This window comes from Polaromonas jejuensis NBRC 106434 (genome assembly GCF_001598235.1).
Taxonomy (GTDB): domain Bacteria; phylum Pseudomonadota; class Gammaproteobacteria; order Burkholderiales; family Burkholderiaceae_C; genus Polaromonas; species Polaromonas jejuensis.
The window spans coordinates 24,710-44,060 of sequence record NZ_BCYO01000005.1 but is presented as its reverse complement, the minus strand read 5'-3'; the positions used below and the strand labels follow the sequence as shown (position 1 = coordinate 44,060).

General features: G+C 61.9%; 17 protein-coding genes. 2 read left to right on the top strand and 15 right to left on the bottom strand.

The genetic code is table 11. The features are described from left to right. Window positions 1–35: 35 nt before the first annotated feature. The 4 genes from ndk to PJE01S_RS07800 all read right to left on the bottom strand — a co-directional run bounded on the left by ndk (window position 36) and on the right by PJE01S_RS07800 (window position 4,092). A complete protein-coding gene (gene ndk / locus PJE01S_RS07815; protein WP_068832605.1) occupies window positions 36–461 on the bottom strand; it encodes a nucleoside-diphosphate kinase in 426 nt (141 codons plus the stop codon). A 127-nt stretch (window positions 462–588) separates the two neighbouring features. Then, window positions 589–2,199 carry a pseudouridine synthase gene (locus PJE01S_RS07810; protein ID WP_068832604.1) on the bottom strand — a complete coding sequence of 537 codons (1,611 nt, stop codon included), beginning with the start codon at window positions 2,197–2,199 and terminating at the stop codon, window positions 589–591. 10 nt (window positions 2,200–2,209) lie between these two features. Then, window positions 2,210–2,944, bottom strand: coding sequence for an SMC-Scp complex subunit ScpB (gene scpB / locus PJE01S_RS07805; RefSeq protein WP_068832603.1), 735 nt, complete (start codon window positions 2,942–2,944; stop codon window positions 2,210–2,212). A 101-nt stretch (window positions 2,945–3,045) separates the two neighbouring features. Further along, entirely contained in the window at window positions 3,046–4,092 is a 1,047-nt protein-coding gene (locus tag PJE01S_RS07800; RefSeq protein ID WP_068832602.1) for an RluA family pseudouridine synthase, read from the bottom strand. Window positions 4,093–4,109: 17 nt separating this feature from the next. On the opposite strand from PJE01S_RS07800, the gene PJE01S_RS07795 reads away from it, so the two are divergent. Further along, window positions 4,110–4,934, top strand: coding sequence for an outer membrane protein assembly factor BamD (locus tag PJE01S_RS07795; RefSeq protein ID WP_068832601.1), 825 nt, complete (start codon window positions 4,110–4,112; stop codon window positions 4,932–4,934). Here PJE01S_RS07795 and yoaA read toward each other — a convergent pair. Both yoaA and PJE01S_RS24400 read right to left on the bottom strand, forming a co-directional pair. Beyond that, on the bottom strand, window positions 4,897–6,903 hold the full coding sequence (yoaA, locus tag PJE01S_RS07790) for a DNA repair helicase YoaA (RefSeq protein ID WP_068832600.1): 2,007 nt from the start codon (window positions 6,901–6,903) through the stop codon (window positions 4,897–4,899). The two genes, PJE01S_RS07795 and yoaA, sit on opposite strands and share 38 nt — an antisense overlap. Further along, the gene (locus tag PJE01S_RS24400) at window positions 6,903–7,106 is read right to left on the bottom strand and encodes a DUF465 domain-containing protein (protein ID WP_084389422.1); all 204 of its coding nucleotides are present in this window, start codon (window positions 7,104–7,106) and stop codon (window positions 6,903–6,905) included. Before PJE01S_RS24400 ends, yoaA begins: the two co-directional genes overlap by 1 nt. A gap of 83 nt (window positions 7,107–7,189) precedes the next feature. On the opposite strand from PJE01S_RS24400, the gene PJE01S_RS07785 reads away from it, so the two are divergent. Beyond that, window positions 7,190–7,948: a PP2C family protein-serine/threonine phosphatase gene (locus tag PJE01S_RS07785; protein ID WP_068832599.1), complete on the top strand. Its 759-nt coding sequence runs from the start codon at window positions 7,190–7,192 to the stop codon at window positions 7,946–7,948. Between the two features lie 6 nt (window positions 7,949–7,954). Here the strand turns inward: PJE01S_RS07785 and PJE01S_RS07780 are convergent, their stop codons facing one another. The 9 genes from PJE01S_RS07780 to soxZ form a co-directional block, all read right to left on the bottom strand. After that, the gene (locus tag PJE01S_RS07780) at window positions 7,955–8,602 is read right to left on the bottom strand and encodes a hypothetical protein (protein WP_068832598.1); all 648 of its coding nucleotides are present in this window, start codon (window positions 8,600–8,602) and stop codon (window positions 7,955–7,957) included. Continuing rightward, complete coding sequence (gene zapE / locus PJE01S_RS07775) at window positions 8,599–9,702, bottom strand: cell division protein ZapE (RefSeq protein WP_068832597.1); 1,104 nt, start codon at window positions 9,700–9,702, stop codon at window positions 8,599–8,601. Before zapE ends, PJE01S_RS07780 begins: the two co-directional genes overlap by 4 nt. A gap of 13 nt (window positions 9,703–9,715) precedes the next feature. After that, window positions 9,716–11,143, bottom strand: coding sequence for a dihydrolipoyl dehydrogenase (gene lpdA, locus PJE01S_RS07770; protein ID WP_068832596.1), 1,428 nt, complete (start codon window positions 11,141–11,143; stop codon window positions 9,716–9,718). Window positions 11,144–11,212: 69 nt separating this feature from the next. Next, window positions 11,213–12,478, bottom strand: a complete 1,266-nt coding sequence (gene odhB / locus PJE01S_RS07765) for a 2-oxoglutarate dehydrogenase complex dihydrolipoyllysine-residue succinyltransferase (RefSeq protein ID WP_068832595.1) — start codon at window positions 12,476–12,478, stop codon at window positions 11,213–11,215. Window positions 12,479–12,522: 44 nt separating this feature from the next. Beyond that, on the bottom strand, window positions 12,523–15,411 hold the full coding sequence (locus PJE01S_RS07760) for a 2-oxoglutarate dehydrogenase E1 component (RefSeq protein WP_068832594.1): 2,889 nt from the start codon (window positions 15,409–15,411) through the stop codon (window positions 12,523–12,525). Window positions 15,412–15,633: 222 nt separating this feature from the next. Further along, a complete protein-coding gene (gene soxB / locus PJE01S_RS07755; RefSeq protein ID WP_068832593.1) occupies window positions 15,634–17,349 on the bottom strand; it encodes a thiosulfohydrolase SoxB in 1,716 nt (571 codons plus the stop codon). Between the two features lie 107 nt (window positions 17,350–17,456). Next, entirely contained in the window at window positions 17,457–18,113 is a 657-nt protein-coding gene (gene soxX / locus PJE01S_RS07750; RefSeq protein WP_157090262.1) for a sulfur oxidation c-type cytochrome SoxX, read from the bottom strand. A gap of 23 nt (window positions 18,114–18,136) precedes the next feature. Next, complete coding sequence (soxA, locus tag PJE01S_RS07745; protein WP_068832592.1) at window positions 18,137–18,934, bottom strand: sulfur oxidation c-type cytochrome SoxA; 798 nt, start codon at window positions 18,932–18,934, stop codon at window positions 18,137–18,139. A 72-nt stretch (window positions 18,935–19,006) separates the two neighbouring features. After that, complete coding sequence (gene soxZ, locus PJE01S_RS07740; protein ID WP_084389421.1) at window positions 19,007–19,318, bottom strand: thiosulfate oxidation carrier complex protein SoxZ; 312 nt, start codon at window positions 19,316–19,318, stop codon at window positions 19,007–19,009. Between the last annotated feature and the right edge of the window lie 33 nt (window positions 19,319–19,351).

The following is a 19,351-nucleotide window of genomic DNA, read 5'->3' as shown; positions in this document are numbered from 1 at the left end:
AAAGAGGGCTGGCAAAGCATGGGGTCGGTCATGGCTTAACGTGCGTAAACGTTCATGCCCGGGAAGAAGAAAGCGACTTCTTCCTTGGCCGTTTCGACGGCGTCAGAGCCGTGCACGGCATTGGCATCGATGCTGTCGGCGAAATCGGCGCGAATGGTGCCGGCAGCGGCCTTCTTCGGATCGGTAGCGCCCATCAGGTCGCGGTTCTTCAGAACAGCGCCTTCGCCTTCGAGCGCCTGGATCATCACCGGGCCGGAGATCATGAACGAAACCAGGTCCTTGAAGAAAGGACGCTCTTTGTGAACCGCGTAGAAAGCCTCGGCTTCGCCTTGCGACAGGTGAACCATCTTGGCGGCAACGACCTTCAGGCCGGCGGCTTCAAAACGTGCGTAGATCTGGCCGATCACGTTTTTTGCCACTGCGTCGGGTTTGATGATGGAGAGAGTGCGTTCGATCGCCATGAGTTTTCCTTAGATCCTGAATTTGCTGGATTTTTAAATTATTCAAAACACTGAATAAAGCCCATGATTTTAACCCGTGGGCCGCTTGCTTTAAGCAACCCTGCAAAATGAAGTGCTTCTGCGGCGTTCAGCGATTGCCGCCGCGGTTTCCACCGCCACGATTGCCTCCACCCCGGCGCTGGCCGCCACCGGTACCGCCGAAACCACCTCCGCCACCTCCGCCACCTCCGCCACCTCCGCCACCTCCGCCACCTCCGCTGCGACGCGGCCCCTGGCCCTGACCCTGGCGCTGCCGCGTGAAGGTATCCGCACCGATATAACCAAACGAGGTCTTCATCGGATCGGGCTGCCCGCCACCGGCACTTCTCTCGCCCCGGTCACCCCGGTTGCCGCCGCCGTCGCGGCGTTTGGGGCCCTGCGCGCCGGCATTGCCAGCCGCTTGCCCAAAGCGTGCACCGCCGCCCGGGTTTGCGCCCTGGCTGCGACCCTTGCCACCGCCACGCCGGTTACCGCGAGGTGCGGAATCGCTCCGGTTCATGGGCGGCTGCAACTCATTCGGTTCCTGCTCGGCGCCGGATGACGATGCGGCATCGGCAACGGGAGGCCGTCCGCGGGCGCCGCGTGAACGATCATTTCTGCGCGGACCCCGGCGGCGTTCATCGCCGCCCTCACCCGCCGGATAAGCCTGGTTTCCGGGCTCGCCACGCGGATCGTCGCGCGACTCCGAGCGACTCACCGCATTGGTCAGCGCCCAGATATCCCGCTCATCGAGCTCGACAAACGCGCCCCGCTTGAGACCGCGCGGCAACACCATGGCGCCATAACGGATGCGGATGAGGCGGCTCACGGCGTGACCCACGGCCTCAAACATGCGCCGGACCTCGCGGTTACGCCCTTCCGAAATGGTGACCCGGTACCAGCAGTTCGCGCCCTCGCCGCCACCGGCCTCAATCGAGCGGAACTGCGCCAGGCCGTCCTCCAGCGTCACGCCTTCCAGCAGGCGCTTTTTTTCTTCACTGCTCAGCGCACCCAATACCCGGACGGCGTATTCACGCTCAAGCCCAAATCGCGGGTGCATCAGCTTGTTGGCCAGCTCGCCGGAACTCGTCAGCAACAGCAGGCCTTCGGTGTTCAGATCCAGCCGCCCCACGGACTGCCATTTACCCTGGAACAGTTTCGGTAGACGACGGAACACCGTCGGACGGTTTTGCGGATCGTCGTGCGTCACCACCTCCCCGCTCGGCTTGTGGTAGGCAATCACGCGCGGCGGCGGCGGGTCAATGCGCACCCGAATGGGCTTGCCATTGACCTTGACGGTATCGCCAAACTGGATGCGCTGTCCGATATGGGCGGGCTCGGCATTGACCGAAATGCGCCCCTCAAGGATCAGTTGCTCCATTTCCAGGCGGGAACCCAGCCCGGCCTGGGCCAGCACCTTGTGCAGCTTGGGCGTTTCGGGCTGCGGCGCCAACACCCGCTTGGGCAGCTCGAGCGCCACATCCTCTTCGTCGGCGTCATACTGGCCGGTCACCACATCTTCAAACCGGATGCTGCCTGCCGCAGGCGCTCGCCGCCCGGCGACGGGTGCGGGCTCTGCCGGCGGGGCCGCTTTCTCCGGCTCGCCAGACGCTATCAAATCAGGAGCTACCTGCGCAGGCTGCTCAGGGGCTACAACCGTATCTGGCTCTTTTTCAGGGGCAGCCGGGGCTTCGGAGGCGGGATGGTCTTGGTGGTTCATGCTTTTACATTCATGCGAGCGTATCGCTGGCGTCCTGATCATGAGGATCATGTTCAGGACTGGTGCCGACATTCGGCGTCAGGTCTTCCTGGATTTCCGGACTTTCCGCTTGCGCTTCCAGCACAGCGGTTTCGTTGTCTGCAGCTTCCCCCTCGGCGAATGGCTCCGCCGCCGGCAGCCCTGCAGTTTCGGCCATGCCAAACTCAATCTGCTCGAGCATGGCCACCTGGGCGGGCGTGCTGTCCATTGCGGGGAGCTGGTCCAGCGACTCCACACCGAGATCGTCGAGAAACTGCCGAGTCGTCGCATAAAGTGCCGGCCGGCCCACGGTTTCCCGGTGCCCGATCACCTCCACCCAACCGCGATCCTCCAATTGCTTGAGGATCATGCTGTTGATCGTGACGCCGCGGATGTCTTCCATGTCGCCGCGCGTCACAGGCTGGCGGTAAGCAATGATGGCCAGCGTTTCCAGGGTAGCCCGACTGTAGCGGGGCGGCTTTTCGGGATGCAGCCGGTCAAGGTATTCGCGCATCTGGGGCCGGCTCTGGAAGCGCCAGCCCGTTGAGACGTGAACCAGTTCAACGCCACGCCCTGACCAGTCGTTTTGCAGCTCTTCAAGCACCAGCTTGAGGCTGTCGGCCGTCAGTACCCCGTTAAACAAAACCCCCATCTCGCGCAAAGGCAGCGGTTGCTGCGCGCAAATGAGTGCTGTTTCGAGGACGCGCTTTGCATCCGTCGTGTTCATGATTGGTCGCTCCGAAAAAGGGCGGGAAAAGGCGCTGGTCCGCGCATTGCATCCATGCGCAATCTCCTTGTCAGGGGCGCCATGGTGCGGGTAGCCGAAAACTACTGAATTTGATTGTATATCAGGCCCAAACCGGCCATAGCCGCCTGGAAATCAGCGGGCGGCGTTGACTTGAACGCCATCATGGCGCCTGTCACGGGATGCTCAAACGCCAGCCGGCAGGCATGCAAGGCCTGACGGTCCAGTCCTCCCGCAACGGCCCCGCCATACAACTCGTCGGATACCAGCGGATGGCCAAGATGCGCCATATGAACCCGGATCTGATGCGTACGGCCGGTATGCAGTTTGCATTTTACCAGGCAGTGCTTATCCCCGTTATGCAACAGGGTCACCACCGTGGAGGCGGTCTTGCCCGAATTCCTCTCGAGATCCACGACCGCCATGCGCAGGCGGTTGCGCGGATCCCGACCGATTGGCGCGTTCACTTCGCGGGTTCTGGCACCCTGCCATGCACGATGGGCCAGCGCCATGTATTCCCGGCTGACGTCGCGGGCGGCGATCAGGCTGATCAACTGGTCCATGGTTTGCCGCTGGCGGGCCACCACCATCAGCCCGCTGGTGTCCTTGTCCAGCCGGTGCACGATGCCGGCCCGCGGCAGAAAGGATGCCTGCGGGTCATGCGCCAGCAAGCCATTGAGCAAGGTGCCGCTCCAGTTGCCGGGCGCCGGGTGCACGACCAGTCCGGCAGGCTTGTTGATCACCATCAAGTAAGGGTCTTCAAACACAATATCCAGCGCCATGGCCTCCGGCTTGAAGGCCTGGCTTTGCGGCGTCGGCCGCAACTCGATGGTGAGCACGTCCCCGGCCTTGACCTTGGTGGAGGCTTTGGTCACCGTCACGCCGCCCAGCCGGACCACGCCGGCCTCGATCAATTGCTGGAGGTAGCTGCGGGAGAACTCGGGCACAATGCCAGCCAGGGCCCGGTCCAGGCGGCTCCCATGGCTCTCGGCGGGAACCGCCACCTGTCGCAATTCCAGTTCGGCGTGACTATCCCCCTCCTCCTCCTGAGTTTCATCAGGCTCATCAGGCAGGCCAGAGGCAGCAACAGCGCCCGATATAATTAATTTGCTTTTTTCAGAATCAGTCATCAAGAAGGTCGATCGCAATGTTTTCCACCAAATTATCGGTTGTTCCCAATGCATCGCCGCTTGTTGCTGCTGTTTGCGCATTGTCTTTTTTAGTGGCCGGCTGCTCCACCACCCCCGCGCCTGACAAGACGGCCTCCTGGAGCCCGAACAAGATTTATGCCGAGGCCAAGGACGAAGCGGGCTCCGGCGCCTACGACAAGGCCATCCCCCTTTACGAGAAGCTCGAAGGCCGTGCCGCCGGCACACCGCTTGCGCAGCAAGCCCAGCTTGACAAGGCTTATGCCCAGTACAAGGGCGGCGAACAGGCCCAGGCCATCGCCACGCTGGACCGCTTCATGAAGCTGCACCCGGCCAGCCCGGCGCTGGACTATGCGCTGTACCTCAAAGGCCTGGTGAACTTTAACGACAACCTCGGCATTTTCAGCATCATCTCGCGCCAGGATTTGTCCGAACGCGATCAAAAGGCGGCGAAGGAATCGTTTGAATCCTTCAAGGAACTGGTGGCCCGCTTTCCGGAGTCACGCTACGCGCCAGACTCGCGCCTGCGCATGACTTACATCGTCAACTCATTGGCACAATCCGAAGTCCACGTGGCCAGGTACTACTACTCCCGTGGCGCCTACGTGGCCGCCATCAATCGCGCCCAGACCGCGATTGCCGACTACCGGGACGTGCCGGCGCTCGAAGAAGCGACCTACATTCTTTACAAGTCTTACGACGCACTCGGAATGACCGAACTGCGCGATGACACCCGCCGCATCCTGGAAAAGACCTATCCGCAGAGCCACTACATGAGCAAAGGCTTCAAGTCTGCAGACAATCCCTGGTACAAGTTCTGGTAAGACCTTCCAGTCTTTCCATCAACTCCTGCTCCGATGCCAGCCGCTGCATCGGAGGCAGTGCCCGCAGCAATCGCCGTCCGTAGCCCATGGACGCCAGACGGCTGTCGCACACCACCAGCACGCCCTGGTCGGTTTCCCGGCGTATCAGCCGTCCCGCCCCCTGCTTGAGCGCCACCGCAGCCTCGGGCAGAAAATAGTCATTGAACGCGCTGCGCCCCTGTGACTCCAGCAGCTTCGAACGAGCCTCCGCCAGCGGATCGTTGGGCGGCGGAAAGGGCAGCTTGTCAATGACGAGCAGCTGAAGCGCATCGCCGGGCACGTCGATACCCTCCCAGAACGATGCCGAGGCCACCAGCACACAGCCCTTGCCACCCTGCGAACTTCCTTCCCGGAAACGCTCGATCAGGACCCGCTTGGGCATGGCTCCCTGAACCAGGACTTCCATATCATCGGAGTTCTCAAACGCGGCATGGAGGGCGTCGCCAATCGTCCGCAGTGCCCGCAGCGTGGTGGTCAGCACCATGGTGCGTCCGCCCAGCTGCCTGGCCCAAGCTGCGGCCGATTCCGCGACTTTCGCCGTATGCGATGGGTCGCCGGGCTTGGGAAAGTTTGGCGGAATGTACACAGCCGCCTGACGCGCGTAGTCAAAAGGGCTGCCGATACGCAGGACTTCCGCCTCCGTCAGCCCGCAAGGCTGGGTAAACCAACTGAGCTTGTCGTCGTCGCCCAGCGTTGCAGAGGTAAATATCCAGGATTTCGCATCCCCGCCCTCCGCGCCCAGCACCCTGGTTTTCACCGCATTTGAAATATCCAGCGGTGATTCGACGAGTCGCAACTGCATGCCCACATCAACCCAGCGAACACAACCCGGCTCACAGCCATTGGCGAAGCCTTCGGCACGCACCGCCAACTCGGTGGCACGCTCATGCAGGCGGACGAAATCAGGTGCGATCTCGCTGACCATGTCTAGCGCTTCACAGGCTTGCTGACAGGCGGCGCGAACCGCTTCCAGCGCCTCCTTCCAGGCCGTGGGGTCCAGGCTCTCGGGCCCCTCGGCCGTCCAGCGCAACCGGGTACCGGGAGACTGCCTGCCGGCACACAAGCGCAACTCCCGGGCCGCCAGTTCCGTGACGCCAACCACCTCCTGCCAGTCCACCAGGCCACGGGCCAGCTGCAGCCCGGCGGCCAGCATGTCGCGAGCAAAGTCCAGCAGCTGGCCCGTGGTCAGGTTTCTGCCCAGAAACTGCACGCCCGTTTCATTGAGCTGGTGTGCCTCATCAAAAATGGCAATGCGCACCGAAGGCAGCAGCTCCGCAACACCTGACTCGCGAACGGCCAGATCGGCAAAAAACAGGTGGTGGTTGATCACCACCACGTCCGCCGCCATGGCCTCCCTGCGGGCCAGATTCACATGGCAGGCGCGAAAACGCGGGCATTGCGTGCCCAGGCAGTTTTCCCGCGTGGAGGTCACGATGGGTATCACGGGGGAACGTTCATCCAGCCCTGGCAGTTCCGCCAGATCGCCGGTCCGGGTGACCTTGGACCATTCTTCAATCCGTGCCAGCGCACGCACCGACATGCCATCGGGCAGATGCGCGTCCTGACGGGCCATTTCCATGCGGTGCAGGCACAAATAGCTCCCACGCCCCTTGAGCAAAGCGGTGCGCACCGGCAAGCCGAGCGCTTCGACCAGTCGCGGTAGATCACGGCCAAACAACTGGTCCTGCAGGGCTTTGGTCGCGGTAGACAGCAGTACCCTCTCCCCGCTCAGCAAGGCCGGCACCAGGTACGAGAATGTTTTACCGACCCCCGTGCTGGCTTCCACCACCAGCGCATAGCCGCCCTCGATGGCACGCGCCACGGCCAGCGCCATCTCGGTCTGGCCACTGCGCGGCACAAAGTGCTCCGCCGCGCGCGACAAAACGCCATCCGGGGCGAAAGCCTCCTGCACTTCAAATGCCAGATTCATCACGCAGGCTCGGGATGGTCTAGCGACAACTCCAGCCGCGCAATCTGGTCGCGAAGTTGCAGCCGGCGTTTCTTGAGGCGTCTGAGCCGTATTTCGTCAACAGGCATGGCATGCACCGCAATATCAACCAGGGCATTCAGGTCTGCGTGCGCAATCTGGAGTTCAATCAGCTGACGTTTAGGGGAGTGTAAATTTGAGTCCAAAGTTTTTATCCGTACGCGCTGCTTCGTCTGATAATACGTCGATTGCGACCATAAATCGAGCCTTGGGCTTGAACGACTACACAATGTCCAAAGGTTATCGAATCACGGCGGCCACCGGTATCCACAAGGGAGACCGCGACTACCAGCAAGACCAGGTCAACCTGTACACCCATCCTCGCATTCCCGGTTGCATGCTGGGTATTGTGGCCGACGGCATGGGGGGGCGAAGCGGCGGGCGCAAAGCTTCTGACCAGGTCATGCTGACGGCCAAACAGCTCTTTGACCGTTACGCGCCTGCGACCGACGATGCGCCTTCCATGCTCAAGCAGATCATTGAAGAAGCCCACATCGTCATCAAGCTGACCGCCATCTCGGCCGAGCAGGAGCCTCATAGCACATTGGCCGCGTTTCTGATCAATCCCGGCGGGGATTGCCACTGGGCGCATACCGGTGACTCGCGGATCTACCATTACCACGGCAGCAAGCTGATTCACCGCACCGTGGATCACTCGTATGTGCAAACGCTGGTCGACAAGGGTGAGATTACCGAGGAGGAGGCCAATGTCCACCCTCAATCCAATATCCTGATGGGTTGCCTCGGGACCGAAGAAGCGCCACCCATCACCCAGCACTTCATTCCGCAGCTGCGCCCCGATGACGTGCTGATGGCCTGCAGCGATGGGGTGTGGCACTACTTCAGCGCCACCGAAATGGGCTCCGCCCTGTCCATGCTGTCGCCTCGGGAGGCGACCGAATTCCTGATCCAGAAAGCCAGATCACGCGCCCGGGGCGGCGGTGACAATTTATCGCTGGTGGTCGTCAAGCTCGAATTGCTGAGCTGAAAACCGCTATTCCGGCAGGGGCAGGGATTTCGCGGGAGGCTTTGTCCGCTTGAGCTGGTCACTTTCGTGCTGGGCCCGATGCTCCTGGGCCTCCTTCTGGCGGTCATTGTATTTTTTGGCTTCTTCAGCGGCGGCAGCCTGCTTCCCGGTGCGCGCCTGGACTTTTTCCTGATGGCCCTTTAACTTTTCGGCGCTGGCTTCGCTATTGGCCTTTTCACTGGACTGGGCGGCGGCACGATCTTCCTGCTTTTTCTTTTCACGATCCAGCCGTGACTGGTAGTCCTCAAGCGCCTTGGCACGCCTGTCAGCGGCCTCCTGCTGCTTTTCAAGTGACGATTTTTCCTCGGTTTTGCGGATCTGCTCGGCGCCCTTCATTTTTCGCTCTTCATCATTGAGCAAAATCTCTTGCCGGCGCAAATCCGCCATTGCCTCGCGTCTACGGACATTGATCTTGCCCAGGCAGCTATTGACCGCAAATTTCTGGTAGCAAGCGGCATCTTCTGCCAGAAAACCGGCTTCAAGCCGGGAGCGCTCGGCGCTGATTCTTGCGCGTTCAGCGTCAATACGTCCAGGCTCGACGTCAGGGGCAACAGTTTGCGCACCCGCAAGCACGCCCAGTGATGCCAAAAAGAGGGCCAGGACAAAGGGTTTCATGTCAGTGAAGTATCCACATTCCGGTGCTCCAGCGCCAGAAATTCCATTGACTGCATTTCATTGAGCCGCGACACGGTACGGGGAAACTCATGCACCAGCGGGCCTTCCGTGTACAAGGCCTCGGGCGCCACAGCGGCCGACATGATGAGCTTGACCCGCCGGTCATACAGCACATCAACCAACCAGGTGAAGCGCCGGGCTTCGGACGCCATCCTGACCGGCATATAAGGCACATCGCTCAGCAATACCGTATGGAACTGGCTGGCAATCTCAAGGTAGTCGTTTTGCGAGCGCGGGCCGCCGCACAAGGCCTTGAAATCAAACCACACCACACCACCGGCCTTGCGCCTGGCCAAGATCTGCCGGGACTCGATGTGCAACACCGGATTTTCATCCTGTGACTCCGCCAGACGGTTAAAAGTTTCCATCATCTCGGCATCGGCCTCTGGGCCCAGCGGCGTGTGGTAGAGCCTTGCCAGCTCCAGGGTGCGCCGGCGGTAGTCCGTACCGTTGTCGACGTTGATGACCTCCAGCCTGGCCTTCAGCAGGTCAATGGCGGGCAGGATGCGATCCCGATGCAGGCCGTTGGGGTAAAGCGCATCCGGCTGGAAATTGGAGGTGGTCACAAAGCCCACCCCATTGTCAAACAGCGCCGCCAGCAAGCGGTGAAGAATCATGGCGTCGGTGATGTCCGCCACATGAAACTCATCGAAGCAGATCAGCCGGTAGCGTTTGGCAATGCGTTTGCCCAACTCATCGAGCGGGTTTGAAGTGCCGTGCAAGTCCTGCAGTTCCCGGTGCACCTCACGCATGAACTCGTGAAAATGCAGCCGGATTTTTCGTTTCAGCGGCACGGCGCCGAAAAAGCAGTCCATCAGAAAGCTTTTACCCCGCCCCACGCCCCCGTACATGTACACGCCACGGGGAACGTCCGGCCGGTTGATCAGCTTCTTGAGGGCGTTCGATCGCTGCGCCTTGAAGGCCGCCCATTCCGTGGCGCAGCGCTCCAGCGCATCGATCGCACGCAATTGCGCGGGGTCGCTTGTGTAGCCCCGCGTTGCGAGTTCAGCCTCGTAGGCTGAGCGCACCAGTTGTGTCACCGGGCCCGAACTGTCAGAAGTTCAGCGTACGCTTGTCAACCGCCAGCGCCGCCTCCTTGGTGGCTTCGCTGAGCGATGGATGGGCGTGGCAAATGCGCGCGATGTCCTCGCTGCTGGCGCGGAACTCCATGGCCACCACGCATTCGGCAATCAGCTCGCTGGCCATGGGGCCAACAATATGAACGCCCAGAATCTCGTCCGTGGCCGCATCGGCCAGCATCTTCACCATGCCCGTGGTGTCGCCCAAAGCACGCGCACGGCCGTTGGCCATGAAGGGGAAAGTACCCGCCTTGTAAGCGCGCCCGGCGGCCTTCAACTGCTCTTCGGTCTGACCGACCCATGCAATCTCGGGATTGGTGTAAATCACCCAGGGAATGGTGTTGAAGTTGACGTGGCCGTGCTGGCCGGCGATGCGCTCGGCCACCGCAACGCCTTCTTCCTCGGCCTTGTGCGCCAGCATCGGGCCGCGCACCACGTCACCAATGGCCCACACATTGGGCAAATTGGTTTTGCATTCATCGTCAACCACGATGGCGCCGCGCTCATCGAGCTTCAGGCCCACGGTTTCAGGTGCCAGACCGATGGTGTTGGCCACGCGGCCGATCGAGACGATCAGCTTGTCGACTTCCAGCGTCTGCGCTTCGCCCTTGGCGTTGGTATAGGCAACGGACAGGCTCTTTTTGCCGGACTTGACCTCACCCACCGTCACGCCGAGTTCAATCTTCAGGCCTTGCTTGGTGAAAGCCTTGTGGGCTTCCTTGGCGATCTGCTGATCGACCGCGCCCAAAAATGTGGGCAGGCCTTCCAGAACCGTGACTTCTGCGCCGAGACGGCGCCAGACCGAGCCCATTTCCAGACCGATCACCCCGGAACCGATCAGGCCGAGCTTCTTGGGGACCGCGGCTACGCGCAGCGCGCCGTCGTTCGAGAGGATGTTTTCCTCGTCAAAAGGCGCGCCAGGCAATGCGCGGGCATTGGAACCCGTGGCCACGATGACATGCTTGCCGGAAATGGTTTCTTCCGCCGTGCCCGCGACCTTGATGTCGTACACGCCATCCTTGGCCGCCGCGAACGAAGCGCGGCCATGAAAGAAGGTGACCTTGTTCTTCTTGAACAGGTACTGAATGCCATCGTTGTTTTGCTTGACGACGGTGTCTTTGCGGCCAAGCATCTTGGCCACATCGATGCTCAGGTCTTTCAGGCCAATGCCGTGCTCGGCAAAGTGATGGCCGGCATGGTCGAAGTGTTCCGAAGACTGCAGCAAGGCCTTGGAGGGAATGCAGCCGACGTTGGTGCAGGTGCCGCCCAGGGCTGGGCCGCCCTTGGCGTTTTTCCACTCGTCGATACAGGCGACATTAAAGCCCAGCTGCGCTGCGCGAATAGCGGCGACATAGCCGCCAGGACCGCCACCGATGACGATCACGTCAAATTGTTTGGACATGTTCTTTTCCAGTGAATGAGGGGCGAGGCGGCCGGCCAGACGGCGACCGCCCTCATGCCCCGACAGGTTTTAAATCTCGAACAGCAGGCGGGCTGGGTCTTCCAGCGCCTCTTTCATGGCGACCAGGCCCAGCACGGCTTCGCGGCCGTCGATGATGCGGTGGTCATAGCTCATGGCCAGGTAGTTCATCGGGCGGATCACGATCTGGCCGTTTTCAACCACGGCACGGTCCTTGGTGGCGTGCACGCCGAGAATCGCGGACTGGGGCGGGTTGATGATGGGGGTCGACAGCATGGAGCCGAACGTACCGCCGTTGGAGATAGAGAAGGTGCCGCCGGTCATCTCTTCGATGCCCAGCTTGCCGTCGCGGGCCTTCTGGCCGTATTCAGCGATCTTTTTCTCGATGTCGGCAAAGCTCATCTGGTCGGCGTTGCGCAGAATGGGCACCACCAGGCCGCGTGGCGAACCGACGGCGATACCGATGTCGAAATAGCCGTGGTAGACGATGTCATTGCTATCCACCGAAGCGTTCAGCACGGGGTATTTTTTCAGCGCATGCACGGCGGCCTTCACGAAAAAGCTCATGAAACCGATCTTCACGCCGTGTTCCTTGGTGAAGGTGTCCTGGAACTTCTTGCGCATGTCCATCACCGGCGCCATGTTGACTTCGTTGAAGGTCGTCAAGATGGCGTTGGTCGATTGCGACTGCAGCAGACGCTCGGCCACGCGCGCGCGCAGGCGGCTCATGGGCACGCGCTGCTCGGGACGCTCGCCCAGGTCAGCGGCCTTCACAGGCGCCGCGACTTGTGGCAATGAAGTGGTTGGAGCACCCGTCGGGATTGCACTAGGCGCTACCGATTTGGGAGCACCAGCGGCGGTTGCCGCCAGCACATCACCCTTGGTGACGCGGCCGTCCCTGCCGGTGCCGGGCACCGAGCCGGCCGCCAGCTGGTGGTCTGCCATCAGCTTGGCAGCGGCCGGCATGGCCACGCCGGCCATGGCGCCACCGGCTGCCGCAGCGGGTGCTGGCGCCGCAGTGGTGGCGGCAGCCGGTGCCGCGGCCGCGGGCGCAGACGCGACAGCGCCGGCCTTGCCTTCGGTATCAATTTTCGCGATCACCTGATCCGACACCACCGTGCCGCCATCGGCCACGACCAGTTCGGTCAGCACGCCGGCGGACGGGGCCGGCACTTCGAGCACGACCTTGTCGGTTTCGATTTCGATCAGGATTTCGTCAACAGCGATTGCCTCGCCGATTTTCTTTTTCCACTGCAGCATGGTGGCCTCGGCCACGGACTCGGACAGCTGGGGGACTTTAACTTCTACGATAGCCATGTTGTTTCTTTCGTGTGTGTTCTTGTTGAAGGACTGCCGCGACCTTATTTGGTCAGCACAAAACCCTTGAGCTTGGCAAACGCGCCATCCACCAGCGCTTTTTGCTGTTCCTGGTGCAGATGCGAATAACCCACGGCAGGCGATGCCGAGGCGGCGCGGCCGGAGTAACCCAGCTTCTGGCCATCCTGCATGTTTTCGTGGATGTAATGCTGCACAAAGAACCAGGCACCCTGGTTTTGCGGCTCGTCCTGGCACCACACAATATCGGTGACATTCGGATACTTCTTGAGTTCGGTCGCAAACGCCTTGTGCGGGAAGGGATAGAGCTGCTCGACACGGATGATGGCCACGTCGTCCGCTTCCTTCTCGGTGCGTTTTTTGACCAGGTCGTAGTACACCTTGCCGGAGCAGGCAATCACGCGCTTGACCTTGTCGGCCTTCTTGTCAATCGCTTCATTCTGCTCGGGAATCACCGTCTGGAAGCCGCCCTTGGTGAACTCGGACAGCGGCGATGTCGCATCCTTGTTACGCAGCAGCGACTTGGGCGTCATGATGATCAGCGGCTTGCGCAGGTTGCGCACCATCTGGCGGCGCAGCACATGGAAGATCTGGCTGGCCGTGGTGGGCTGCACGATCTGCATGTTGGTGTCGGCCGACAACTGCATGAAACGCTCCAGGCGTGCCGAACTGTGCTCGGGGCCCTGGCCCTCATAGCCGTGCGGCAGCATCAGCGTCAGGCCGTTGACGCGGCCCCATTTCACTTCGCCGGAAGCGATGAACTGGTCGATCACGACCTGGGCGCCGTTGGCGAAATCGCCGAACTGGGCTTCCCAGATCACCAGCGTGTTGGGGTCGTTGGAGGCATAGCCGTATTCGAAGCCCAGCACCGCCTCTTCGGACAGGATGGAGTCGATCACGACAAACGGTGCCTGGTTTTCAGCCACGTTTTGCAAAGGCACATAGGTGCCGGTGTCCCACTTCTCGCGCTTCTGGTCGTGAATCACGGAGTGGCGGTGCGTGAAGGTGCCGCGTCCGCAATCCTCGCCCGACAGGCGCACGGGGAAACCGCTGGAAACCAGCGAGGCAAAAGCCATGTGCTCACCCATGCCCCAATCCACGGGGATGTCGCCCCGGCCCATGGCCGCGCGGTCGTCATAGACCTTCTTGACCAGCTGGTGCGGTGTGACGGTTTCAGGGATGATGGTGATTTTCTCGGCCAGGCGCTTCCACTCCGCCAGGGGAATGGCGGTATCGCCGGCGTCGGTCCACTTCTTGCCCAGGAAGGGGTTCCAGTCCACCGCGTACTTGCTCTTGAAGTTGGTGAGCACAGGATCCACCGTGTGCTTGCCCGCATCCATGGCGGCGCGATAGGCCTTGCTCATGTCGTCGCCAAGGGTCTCGCCCAGGCCTTGCGTGGCCAGCTTGTCGGCATAAAGCTTGCGGGTGCCGGGGTGGGCGGCGATCTTCTTGTACATCAGCGGCTGGGTCAGCGCAGGCGTGTCCTGCTCGTTGTGGCCCAGCTTGCGGAAGCAGATGATGTCCACCACCACATCCTTGCGGAACTCCATGCGGAACTCCAGCGCCAGCTGGGTGGCCAGCACCACGGCTTCCGGGTCATCGCCGTTCACGTGCAGCACGGGCGACTCGATCATCTTGACGATGTCGGTGCAGTACAGCGTCGAGCGCGCGTCGCGCGGGTCGGAGGTGGTGAAACCGATCTGGTTGTTGATGATGATGTGCACCGTGCCGCCCGTGTAGTAACCACGGGTCTGGGCCAGCGCCAGGGTTTCCTGGTTCACGCCCTGGCCGGCAAAAGCGGCATCGCCATGCACCAGCACAGGCAGCACCTGCTGGCCATGCGGATCATCGCGGCGGTCCATGCGGGCGCGCACCGAGCCTTCGACCACCGGGTTGACAATCTCCAGATGCGAGGGGTTGAAGGCCAGCGAGAGATGCACCGCGCCACCTGAGGTGCTGACATCGGAACTGAAGCCCTGGTGGTATTTCACGTCACCCGAGGGCAGGTCTTCCGGCGCGGTGTGATCGAACTCGGCGAACAGGTCGGCCGGCATCTTGCCTAGCGAATTGACCAGCACGTTGAGGCGGCCGCGGTGGGCCATGCCGATCACGATTTCCTGCACGCCCTTGGCGCCGGCCGACTGGATCAGCTCGTCCATCGAGGCGATGAAGCTCTCGCCGCCTTCCAGTGAAAACCGCTTCTGGCCCACGAACTTGGTGTGGAGAAAGCGCTCCAGGCCTTCGGCGGCCGTCAGGCGTTCCAGAATGTGCTTTTTCTTCTCGGCATTGAAGTTCGGCTTGCTGCGGATGTTCTCCAGCTTCTGCTGCCACCAGCGCTTCTGGTTCTGGTCGGTGGCATACATGTACTCGGCGCCAATCGTGCCGCAGTAGGTCTCGCGCAGCGCGTTCATCAGCTCGCGCAAGCTCATGGTTTCCTTGCCGAAGAAGGTGTTGCTGGTGTCGAACACCGTTTCCTGGTCGGCATCGCTGAAGCCGTAGAAAGACGGGTCCAGTTCAGGAATATTGTCGCGTTCGGCGCGCTTCAAGGGGTCCAGGTCGGCCCAGCGGGCGCCGACGTTGCGGTAAGCAGCAATCAGTTGCTGGACAGCCGTGCGCTTGCGCCCCATTTCCAGGTCGGCGCTGGCGACCACGACCTTGGTCTGGCCCTGTTTGGCGCGCTCGGCAAACGCATTGATGACCGGCAGATGCGGAACGTCCTTGGCATTGCTGCCGTCGGCGGCCGGAACATTTTGTAGTGCGTCGAAATACTCGCGCCAGTTGTCGGGCACGCTGCCCGGATTGGCGAGGTAGTTTTCATACATCTCTTCGACATAGGGCGCATTGCCGCCGAAAAGATAGGTATTGCCTTGATAGGCAGTGTAGACAGACGCAGATGACTGCGAGTTGGAACTCATATCCGCTGACCTCCGTTTCCCTTGGGGAAACATAAGCTGGTTAAAGCTGGTTGATTAACCTTCCGCAACACGGCTGGACCGATTAGCGGATGCGACTGTGGCAGGAAGGGCCTTCAGAAACAGGCTAGATTGTGCCACCGAAAGACCTCGGCCGTGAGGTCGCGCCGATGTCGCCCGGCGGAAAAACGCACTGTTACATCGATTCAGTGCCAAAAAACCGGCTTAGGCAAGCCCCGGATTGCCCGCCACACCGACCAGATCCGGGGTATTGGGCCTGACGGGCTTGATGACTTTTTTCGCCTTGAGATAGCTTTCAACTACCTCCCAGACCGGCGGCCCGGCGTTTTTGCCGGCTTCCGCCACGGGTGCCCAGCCGGCCACCTTGTAGGTCTTGTCGGCCTCGATCAGCCGGCCATTCAGGCGCATGTTCTGGATGCGCGCGCCCATCCTCGCGCCGGGTTCGCAGGTGTAGGTGAGACCGCCCACGCGCACCATGTCACCGCCCTGCTGGTAATAAGGATCGGGGTTAAAGAGGTTGTCGCCGACGTCTTCGAGAATGGTTTTGATCATCTCGCCGCGCATGTCCGTGAGGGTGGTCCAGGGGTAGGTGATGGCCGTCTGGTCCATCACATGCTCGCGGGTGATGGCCTGGCCCGGCAGCAGCGAGGTGCCCCAGCGGAAGCCGGGAGAAAAAGCGATTTCGGCCCCGCGCACATCCATCAGGGCGTCGAGGATCACCTGGTCAAACGTGCCATTGAAATTGCCGCGGCGAAAGAGTGTGCCTTCGGTCACCGCCAGCTTTTCCGACAGCTTGGCCTCGTAAGGCGCGCGTATCGTCGAGATCAATGAGCGCATGGCCGCATCCGCCGGCAGCAGATTGGAGAACACCGGCAGCAGGCGGTAGTTGAAACCGACCACCTTCTTGTCCCTGACGTCCAGATCGAGCACGCCCAGAAACTTGCCGTTGCTGCCCGCATTGGTGACGATGGTCTGGCCTCCGGCGTTTTTGACGATCACCGGCACCGGTACGCCATCGTGCGTGTGGCCGCCCAGAATGGCGTCGATCCCGGTGACGCGCGAGGCCATCTTGAGGTCCACATCCATGCCGTTGTGGCTCAGCAGCACCACGGCCTGGGCGCCCTTGGCGCGGGCCTCGTTGACGGTGTCCTGCATCTCGCTTTCGCGGATGCCGAAGGTCCAGTTGGGCGTTTGCCACGCCGGGTTGGCAATCGGCGTGTAGGGAAAGGCCTGGCCGACGATGGCGACCGCCACGCCATTCATCTCCTTGATCACATAAGGCTTGAACACCGGATCGCCAAAGTCGCTGGTCTGGACGTTCTGCGCCACAAAGTCGACCTTGCCGGCAAAATCCTGCTCGACGATTTTCTTGATGCGCTCTTCGCCGTAGGTGAAATCCCAGTGGCCGGTCATCACGTCGACGCCCAGCAGCTTGGCGGCATCGACCATGTCCTGGCCCTGCGTCCAGAGCGCGGTCGCGCTGCCCTGCCAGGTGTCGCCGCCATCCAGCAGCAGGGCGCCCGGGCGCCCCGCCTTCAGCCGCCTGACCAGCGTGGCCAGATGCGCAAAGCCACCGACCTTGCCGTACTGGTGCGCGGCGCGCTCGAAGTTCAGGCTGGTCAGGGCATGCGCCTCGGCCGTGCCGGACTTCAGGCTGGCCGCCTTCAGCAAATGCTCGCCCACCAGATGGGGCACCTGCCCGCCCATCGCGCCCACGCCGAGGTTGACTGAGGGCTCGCGGAAATAAATCGGCAGCAACTGGGCATGGCAGTCGGTCATGTGCAGCAGATGCACATTGCCGCGGCGCGGCAGTTCATAAAGGCCTGCGGCCTGGGCCGCGCCGGCCTCGCGCTGCAGCGGGAAACCGGCGGCCAGCGCGGCCGCCATGACACTTGCAAACTCGCGGCGGGAAAGATTCATGGCGTCAGGTATCCTGCCTGGCGCGCCAGGCGCATGTTGAATTCGCTATTGATTTGATAGCTGGCTGCACCCGTTCTACCTGGGCAAACAGCCTGAAACACCATCAATTACTTGTTGACAGGCGATTGCGGGTCCAGCAGCAGCGCCATCACATCGCGGATTTGCTGCTCGCTCAGGATGCCGGCATGGCCGAAGCGGGGCATGCCGGAGCAGGCGTTGTAGGCCTTGGCATTCCACAGCTTGCCCCAGGTGTACGCCACGATGGGCTTGCTGGCTTCTGCCGCCGGATCGCTCACGCCGCGCAGCTTGCCGTAGTGGTACAGGCTCGGGCCAATCGAGCCGAAGGAGAGTTCCTCCTTGCTGATCTGGTGGCAGTTGTAGCAGCTGCCGCCATTGGCTTCGCCGGGTTTGTCGCTCCAGGTCAGGCCACGGCCGTTCTGGGCGATTTTCTCGCCCTCGCTCCAGTTGCCAATGAACTTGCCATCGGAAGGCAGCTTCACCGTCTTCAGGTTGGCCGCTTCAAGGGCTTGGGCGAGTTTGTCGTCCAGCGCGCCACCGGCCGCGTCGGAGCAGGCCTGGTTGGACGCATCCATCACCAGGCGGTCCAGCCTGGCAATGCCCTGCTCGCGGAATGAGCTCTTCAGCACCTGCTGGGTGGTTTCGTCCACCTGCTGGGCGCTGGGCGCCACGGCGCAGCTGGCCAGCAAGGTGACAAGGGCCACGCCAAGAGCCAGCACGGCGGTTTTTTTGTGCATCTTGTTCATCTCTATCATCCTTCCCGCCGGGTTTAGCGTTTCAGGGCGGGTGCCGTGGAAGCACCGCCCTTGCTGTTCACGCCCATGTAGACGCCCAGCGCGATGGTCGCATCCGAGGCGTAGCCCGGGAACGGAAAGCGCTGCTGCCGGTAGCAGTCGTTCAGGCGGCGCTGCATGCTCCACAGGTCGCCGCTGGAGACACGGTAGGCCGGCCAGGCGCCAAAGCCGGTGCTGGCGCCGGGCTGTTTGGTCAGGTTGGGCAGGTCTTGCAGGCGCACGCGCTTGTTGTCTTCACCGTGGCAGGACGCGCAGGAGAAATCGTAGGGTCCGCCGCGCAGGTAAAACACCTTCTTGCCCACCTCATACATCAGCTTTTCCTTGGCATGCGTCTGCGGCACATTGAAGTTCATGCCGCGCGACTCGCCGGAAATATAGGCCACCAGGGATTCGATGGATTTCTGCTCGCCCGCGCCAAAGCTGGTTTTGGCGATCTCGGCGGCGTTAAAACCCTGCAACTGCTCCATGCAGGTCAGCAGGCGGGACTCCAGGTCCTGCACGCGCTGCGTGTCCGAAAAAAAACGCGGCAGCTCGACAAAAGCGCCCTTCACCACGCCCGGGCCCTGGCCCAGGTCGCATTTTTCCAGCGACGCGTTTTTGGGGCCGCGTGCCTGCTTCCAGAGCGCCTCGCCCTTGGCTTCGTACAGCTCGGCCGGATTGCCGTCGGCCAGCATGGCGCGGTATTCGGCGATGCCCTCCGCGGTGCTTTTCTGGGCAGCCGCAGACAGGGGCATGGCGGCCAGCGCCGCCAGCCCTAAGAGGGTCCATTTCATCGTGTCGTCTCCTCAATGGTTGTTATGGGCGCGAGTGGATTTCGCGCCGGGGGCTGCTGCGGGGCCAGCCCCTCAGGAAATCACGGCTTCGTCGGTGCGCTTGTCGCCGCGGTTGTCGACCCAGCTCACGGCCAGCTTGTCGCCCGCCTTGCCGCCCCTGAAGCTGAACTGCACGAACGGGTTCTTGGAGACGGCCGTGCCCCACTGGGCGCTCATGACGGTCTTGCCGTTGCAGGTCGCGCTGATGCTCTGGATGAACCAGGCCGGCACGATCTTGCCGGCGGCATCCTTGCGCTGGCCGCTTTCCATTTCGTGGCTCACCAGCACGCGCGCAGTGACTTTATCGCCTTGGGCCTGGGCCCGGATTCGCATGGGATCTGACATGATTTAGTCCTTCAAATTTTGTTTAGAGCACCT

Bases quoted from the DNA above. Each gene is read 5' to 3' on its own strand.
- soxZ (WP_084389421.1), bottom strand. From the start codon at position 19,318: ATGTCAGATCCCATGCGAATCCGGGCCCAGGCCCAAGGCGATAAAGTC.
- PJE01S_RS07760 (WP_068832594.1), bottom strand. From the start codon at position 15,411: ATGAGTTCCAACTCGCAGTCATCTGCGTCTGTCTACACTGCCTATCAA.
- PJE01S_RS07785 (WP_068832599.1), top strand. From the start codon at position 7,190: ATGTCCAAAGGTTATCGAATCACGGCGGCCACCGGTATCCACAAGGGA.
- ndk (WP_068832605.1), bottom strand. From the start codon at position 461: ATGGCGATCGAACGCACTCTCTCCATCATCAAACCCGACGCAGTGGCA.
- soxX (WP_157090262.1), bottom strand. From the start codon at position 18,113: ATGAACAAGATGCACAAAAAAACCGCCGTGCTGGCTCTTGGCGTGGCC.
- scpB (WP_068832603.1), bottom strand. From the start codon at position 2,944: ATGAACACGACGGATGCAAAGCGCGTCCTCGAAACAGCACTCATTTGC.
- PJE01S_RS07800 (WP_068832602.1), bottom strand. From the start codon at position 4,092: ATGACTGATTCTGAAAAAAGCAAATTAATTATATCGGGCGCTGTTGCT.
- soxA (WP_068832592.1), bottom strand. From the start codon at position 18,934: ATGAAATGGACCCTCTTAGGGCTGGCGGCGCTGGCCGCCATGCCCCTG.
- PJE01S_RS07780 (WP_068832598.1), bottom strand. From the start codon at position 8,602: ATGAAACCCTTTGTCCTGGCCCTCTTTTTGGCATCACTGGGCGTGCTT.
- lpdA (WP_068832596.1), bottom strand. From the start codon at position 11,143: ATGTCCAAACAATTTGACGTGATCGTCATCGGTGGCGGTCCTGGCGGC.
- soxB (WP_068832593.1), bottom strand. From the start codon at position 17,349: ATGAATCTTTCCCGCCGCGAGTTTGCAAGTGTCATGGCGGCCGCGCTG.
- PJE01S_RS07795 (WP_068832601.1), top strand. From the start codon at position 4,110: ATGTTTTCCACCAAATTATCGGTTGTTCCCAATGCATCGCCGCTTGTT.
- yoaA (WP_068832600.1), bottom strand. From the start codon at position 6,903: ATGAATCTGGCATTTGAAGTGCAGGAGGCTTTCGCCCCGGATGGCGTT.
- odhB (WP_068832595.1), bottom strand. From the start codon at position 12,478: ATGGCTATCGTAGAAGTTAAAGTCCCCCAGCTGTCCGAGTCCGTGGCC.
- PJE01S_RS07810 (WP_068832604.1), bottom strand. From the start codon at position 2,199: ATGAACCACCAAGACCATCCCGCCTCCGAAGCCCCGGCTGCCCCTGAA.